Source organism: Sulfuricurvum sp. MLSB (genome assembly GCF_000747095.1).
GTDB lineage: Bacteria > Campylobacterota > Campylobacteria > Campylobacterales > Sulfurimonadaceae > Sulfuricurvum.
Window position 1 is genome coordinate 1 of the sequence record NZ_JQGL01000053.1, and the last position, 2,799, is coordinate 2,799.

The 2,799-nt window shown below is 36.0% G+C and carries 3 protein-coding genes; all 3 read left to right on the plus strand.

Annotated features, from left to right (window positions below; translation table 11 throughout):
* Nucleotides 1-18 precede the first annotated feature (18 nt).
* Nucleotides 19-483, plus strand: coding sequence for a hypothetical protein (locus JU82_RS05165; protein WP_294892200.1), 465 nt, complete (start codon nt 19-21; stop codon nt 481-483).
* Between the two features lie 56 nt (nt 484-539).
* Nucleotides 540-1,769: a phage terminase large subunit gene (terL, locus tag JU82_RS05170; protein WP_037947482.1), complete on the plus strand. Its 1,230-nt coding sequence runs from the start codon at nt 540-542 to the stop codon at nt 1,767-1,769.
* A gap of 26 nt (nt 1,770-1,795) precedes the next feature.
* Nucleotides 1,796-2,799, plus strand: a 1,004-nt coding sequence (locus tag JU82_RS05175) for a hypothetical protein (RefSeq protein ID WP_294892201.1), incomplete at its 3' end; no start/stop codon positions are given.

Genomic DNA, 2,799 nt, shown 5'->3' on the forward strand with positions numbered 1-2,799 from the left:
AAAACGTGAAGTAATTAAGTGATGGAAGAACTTAGAAGGGATTTAAAGGTCAGTTTCTATGAGTACTTTCAGTTCTTTTGGCCTTTGGTATCTCCAGACCCTTTAATTCTCTCAAAACATATCGAATACCTTTGTAACGAACTTCAAAGAGTCGGGAATGCTATTCTTAACAAGCAAAAACTTGACGAAGACTATATAATAATTAATATTCCGCCAGGAATGTCGAAATCTACAATCGTTTCGATATTGTGGCCTGCATGGTTAATTACTAACGACCCTTCGACATTTGTATTAAATTCGTCTTATTCCGCTGCATTGGCTGAAAACTTTGTCAGGAAAAGCATGTTGGTATTAAATTCAGATGCACACGTAGGAATTTTCGGGGCAATCGAATATAACAAAAAGACAGAATACTTCTTTGAAACAATACAAGCAGGTGGTAGGATTAGTTCGGGAACTGAGATAGAGCGAATAGATACATAACAACAACGCTTCCTGACAGGAAAAGGGATAAAACAAAAACACCTACGATATTAGTGATGCAGCGACTTCATGAAGAAGATCCGACAGGACATTTACTTGAATTAGGATTAAACATAAAGCACATTTGTTTGCCTGCAGTCGGTGAAGGTGAGTTATACACAGATGGACTCTTGGACCCGAAAAGACTACCATTAGAAGAACTTGAAAAAAGGAAAAAACTATTGGGGACGTATAGTTACTCAGGTCAGTATTTACAAAGACCATATCCCGAAGAAGGTGGAATCATTAAATCGGAATGGTTTGAGATACAAACAGAATTACCAGCGGTAACATGGGACTTGTGGATTGATGGAGCATACACTAAAAATACTGATAACGACCCTACTGGATTCATGGTAGCAGGGTACGGAAATAATAAGCTTTACATCAAACATGCTACGGACAAACACATGGAGATGCCGGAAGTAATGAAGTTCACGCCTGAGTATTGTTTACTTCATAATGTTTCAGGACTTTCAAGAGTGTTTATAGAGCCAAAAGCCACAGGGGAAACACTTATTCAGCTATTGAATAATGAAACAAAACTAAACGCTGTAAAAATCAAAAGCCATTTAGTGAGCGAGGGGAAAACAGCAAGGGTACAAACGGCAGCACCTAAAGTTCAATCCGGTAGAGTTGTTTTAATTAAAGGGAACTGGAATGATAGTTTTATTGAGCAGATAAAAGCGTTTCCGAACGCCAAGCACGATGAATATTGTGATTTGATAGGATATGCCTGTGATTACTATTTTAATAATCTCGAAGGTCTGTATTATCAGATAACAGATAACCAAATTCAAACTTTAACACCGGAAGGGATTGAACATATTGCTGTGAGTAATCACTTCGGAGTTTATACCTATCTTAAAATTTACGTAATAGATAAGTTTGTTTATATTCATGAAGAAGGCACAACAACAGACACAGCGGAGTTAGACAAAACCGGAGTACTTTATACAAACGACCTGAAATCAAAAGAAATAGACATAAAACAGTTTAGGAAAATATCCACAAAAAAAATTCCTCATATGTTTATGCCTGACCATAATAGAGTAGTGAAGTATGCTTTGGAAAAAGTAATTATTAATCCGGAATGCTCTGATTTAATAGCAGATTTGAAGAATATAAAAATAGGTTCAAAGAACGAAAAGATGTTTCATACTGAGTCAGGCATAAGGAAAAACGGAAATTACAGCAATGCTTTAGACTATTTTTTATTGACAAACTTTGAAAAACATATAAGATAAATTATCTTTGAGAAAAATATATTGACATGGAAGAACTTATAAGAGTATTGAGCGGCAAATTTCACGCTACTTACAAGGAAACAATCGAGAAAGCTAAATTATACCAAGCCCTGACTACAGGTGAGGGATTAGATGAAATGATGTTACGCTTTGAACGGAGAGAAGATGAGATTATGTTTAAACAACGTAAGAAGATAACAAAACACATTACGAATACGATTGTCGAAAACCTGATGAAGCCTTGTTATAAGATTCCACGTTCCAACGCAGCCCGAAAAATACTAACCTTTGACAATTCAGAAGAAAAGGAAAAGTTTAATAAAATCCTTTGGGGGTTTTACGGTAACGAATCACTTGACGAGTATTTAGACAGGGTAATTGAATTGAATTTTGTTGACCCTAACAGTTTTCTCGTAATCGAATGGAAAGAAGATGTGAAGCCCTATCCTTTTGAGGTAAGTTCAGAAATGGCAGTAGATTACAATTATATCAATAATGTACTTCAATATTTGATAGTAGCACAGAAAGAAGATGTAAAAACATGGACATATTACGGCATGGACAGGGCTATTAAAGTATTTGAGTTGAAAAACGATGAATTACCTACATTAGTAGTTGACACGAAATACGAGCCGGCTGATAATGAAACTGTTTATATGAAAATAAACGGTAAAATTTATAGGGTTTACTTTCCAACACCTTACAAATTAGGTTACGTTCCTGCCAGGCAAATAGGTTACAAGAAAGAACGCAAAATAGTAAGTCCTATTTTTATGTCGTATTATTCCGAAGCCGTACCTATACTCGAAAAAACTATCAAAGCAAATTCTGAGTTTGATTTGACAATGGCACTACACGCATTTCCGCAGAAAGCCCAGTATATTGAGGAATGTTCTAATATTGACTGTACGAACGGATATTTGATAGACGGTGAAAAATGTCCTTCATGTGGAGGCTCAGGCTTACAAATAGTCACATCGGCTCAGGATGCGATAACGATGAAGCTACCTCGAAACAAAGACGAAATGAT

Bases quoted from the DNA above. Each gene is read 5' to 3' on its own strand.
- terL (WP_037947482.1), top strand. From the start codon at position 540: ATGCAGCGACTTCATGAAGAAGATCCGACAGGACATTTACTTGAATTA.